This window comes from Rugamonas violacea (genome assembly GCF_016461825.1).
Taxonomy (GTDB): domain Bacteria; phylum Pseudomonadota; class Gammaproteobacteria; order Burkholderiales; family Burkholderiaceae_D; genus Rugamonas.
Window position 1 is genome coordinate 48,552 of sequence record NZ_JAEMNU010000141.1, and the last position, 3,155, is coordinate 51,706.

Here is a 3,155-nt window from a genome sequence, read left to right on the forward strand (position 1 = left end):
CCCCCCGGCTCTTCGCCTGTGGGGTTAACCGGCTAGACTAGCTGGCTCTTCGCCTGTGGGGTTGGCCGGCGCAGCTAGCGTCCTAGCTCGCCCGGCATCGGCAAAGCGCCAGGCGCGCGGCGCCGCTTTTGGCTTGGTCTATAATTCGCTCACCTAGCCACCGTGAGAATTCTCTTTGACCGCTTCCTCCAATTTGCTCAGCCGCCGCAACCTCGTGCGCGGCGTGATTGTGGCCGCCGCCGGCGCGGCGCTCGTCGGCGCCGGCCTGCTCGGCTACCTGCTGCTGTACGTGGCGCCCAACCTGCCCGCGCTCGACGCCGTCACCGACTACCGGCCCAAGATCCCGCTGCGCATCTACACGGCCGACAAGGTCCTGATCGGCGAATTCGGCGAGGAGCACCGCGACTTCGTGCCCATCAAGGACATGCCGGACATGATGAAGAAGGCCCTGCTGGCCATCGAGGACACGCGCTTCTACGAGCACGGCGGCATCGATTGGATCCGCGCCATGGGCGCCGCCAAGTCGAACCTGGCCGGCGGCTTCCGCCAGGGCGGTTCGACCATCACCATGCAGGTGGCGCGCAATTTCTTCCTGACCCGCGAGAAGGTCATCGGCCGCAAGCTCAACGAGGTCATGCTGGCCTATAAGATCGAGGCGGCGCTGAGCAAGGACCAGATCCTTGAGCTGTACATGAACCAGATCTACCTGGGCCAGCGCTCCTTCGGCTTCGGCAGCGCGGCGCAGACCTACTTCGGCAAATCGATCAAGGACCTGAGCATCGCCGAGATGGCCATGCTGGCCGGCCTGCCGCAGAATCCGGCGCGGCACAACCCGGCGGTCAATCCGAAGCGGGCGCGCGAGCGCCAACACACGGTGCTCAAGCGCCTGCATGAGCTGAACTACATCACCGACGCCCAGTACGAGCAGGCGCTGCACGAGCCGCTGCGCGTCAACAACCGTGGCCAGGAGTTCGACACCCACGCCGAATACGTCGCCGAGCTGGCGCGCCAGGTGGTCTTCGCCAAGTTCAAGGAGGACAGCTACACCAAGGGCATCAGCGTCTACACCACCATCCTCAAGGCCGACCAGGACGCCGCCTACGAGTCGGTGCGGCGCAACGTGCTGGCCTACGACCAGCGCCACGGCTATCGCGGCCCCGAGGCCTTCATCACCCTGCCGGCCGACGCCGAACAGCGCGCCGACGCCATCGAGGAGGCGCTGCAGAAGCGTCCCGGCAGCGACCGTTTGATTCCGGCCGTGGTGCTGGAGGCGGGCACGCGCAGCGTGCGCGTCGAGACGCTGGCCGGCGAGGAGATCGAGATCATTGGCGAGGGCCTGCGCCTGGCCGCGCCGGCGCTGTCGGCCAACGCCAAGGACGCCATCCGCCTGCGTCCGGGCGCGGTCATCCGCGTCACGCGCGGCGAGAAAAACCTGTGGGCCATCAGCCAGGTGCCGCAGGTGGCGGCCGCCTTCGTCTCGATCGACGCGAGCACCGGCGCCTACCACGCGCTGGTCGGCGGCTTCGACTACAACCTGCAAAAGTTCAACCACGTCACCCAGGCCTGGCGCCAGCCTGGCTCCTCGATGAAGCCGTTCATCTACTCGTCGGCGCTGGAGAAGGGCTTCTCGCCCGCCACCCTGATCAACGACGTGGCGCTGGAGTTGAGCGGCGCCGACACCGGCAACGAGGCCTGGAAGCCGCAAAACGACGACGGCGTGTTCGACGGCCCGATCAGCATGCGCACGGCGCTGGCCAAGTCGAAGAACGTCGCCTCGGTGCGCATCCTGCGCTCGGTGACGGTGCCCTACGCCCACAACTACCTAGGCAAGTTCGGTTTCGACCTGGCCAAGCAGCCGAAGAACCTGACCCTGACGCTGGGCACCGGCGCGGTCACGCCGCTGCAACTGGCCAGCGGCTACGCGGTGTTCGCCAACGGCGGCTACCAGATCGAGCCCTACCTGATCGCCCGCATCGTCGACGGCAACGGCGCCGTCATCTCCGAGGCGGCGCCGGCCGCCGCGCTGGCCGACAGCGCCCGCGTGATCGACCCGCGCAACGCCTACGTCACCGACAGCATGCTGCGCGAGGTGACCCGCAGCGGCACCGGCGCGGCGGCGTCCAAGCTGGGGCGTAGCGACATCGCCGGCAAAACCGGCACCACCAACGATGCCGTCGACGGCTGGTTCGCCGGCTATGGCGGCGGCATCGTCGCCGTGTCGTGGATGGGTTACGACGATCCGAAGTCGCTCGGCGGGCGCGAGTTCGGCGCCACCGTGGCGATGCCGATCTGGATGGACTATATGCGCGTGGCGCTGCAAAAACGGCCGGCGCAGGAACGGCCCGTGCCGGCGGGGCTGGTGCAGGTCAACGGCGAGTGGCTGTACGAGGAATTCACCGGCGACGCGGCGGTGCATACGCTCGACATGGGCGACGCCGCGCCGTTGCCCGACGCGCCTGCCGAGCCGGTGACCAACTAGGCGTCGGCACGTCGAACAAGCCGGAATTCACTATTCCATATCGGCGGGCCGGCAGCGCACTGACGCTGGCGGCCACGCCGCTGCGTCGAGGCGCGCGCAGAGCCGGCAAGCATACTATTGCGGTGATCGGTGCATGAGTTTTCCCCGATACGCATTCAGCCAATACTCCGGCGCATCACTCGTCACGAAAAGAACCCAGGACCAATATCCCATCGAGATGGAAATTGACCTCCATGCTTGGCTATTAAAACGCGACAAATCAGGCAATGTCATATCTGAAAGTGAATAGCCGTCCTTAAAATTCACGTAAATCAATAGATCGAGTTCTTTGGTATCAATTGGAGGACTGCGCTTACTATATTTCTCCAAGTGTTTTTTTGATACTTTCATTACGGCATCACAAATCTCATCAAGAGTGATAGATTCCGGTGGTTCATATGGGGTCACCAGTATGCCGGCAACATCGATAGAGCGCTCGTCGCCGGGCTCTCTTTTGACATGTGCATCCAGGTGCCTTCGTGCTTTCTTGTACTCTTCATGCCGGCGTCGTTGAGGATCTAAAATTTCCTTGATTTCAAAACTTGCACCCGGTAGTTGTCAACAAAGTTGTCGCGTCACTTCATGCAGCCAGCTTCACTAATTCAGGTTCAGCCCGTTCCGGATTGAGCCAAACCTC

Annotated in this window: 1 protein-coding gene and 1 pseudogene; one reads left to right on the forward strand and one right to left on the reverse strand. The window is 64.0% G+C overall.

From position 1 onward, the window contains the following. Nucleotides 1-175 precede the first annotated feature (175 nt). Nucleotides 176-2,479: a penicillin-binding protein 1A gene (locus H7U20_RS26890; RefSeq protein ID WP_199762216.1), complete on the forward strand. Its 2,304-nt coding sequence runs from the start codon at nt 176-178 to the stop codon at nt 2,477-2,479. Nucleotides 2,480-2,593: 114 nt separating this feature from the next. On the opposite strand, the pseudogene H7U20_RS31035 reads toward H7U20_RS26890, so the two are convergent. After that, a pseudogene (locus tag H7U20_RS31035) lies at nt 2,594-3,058 on the reverse strand (DUF1780 domain-containing protein); the annotation flags it as partial. Between the last annotated feature and the right edge of the window lie 97 nt (nt 3,059-3,155).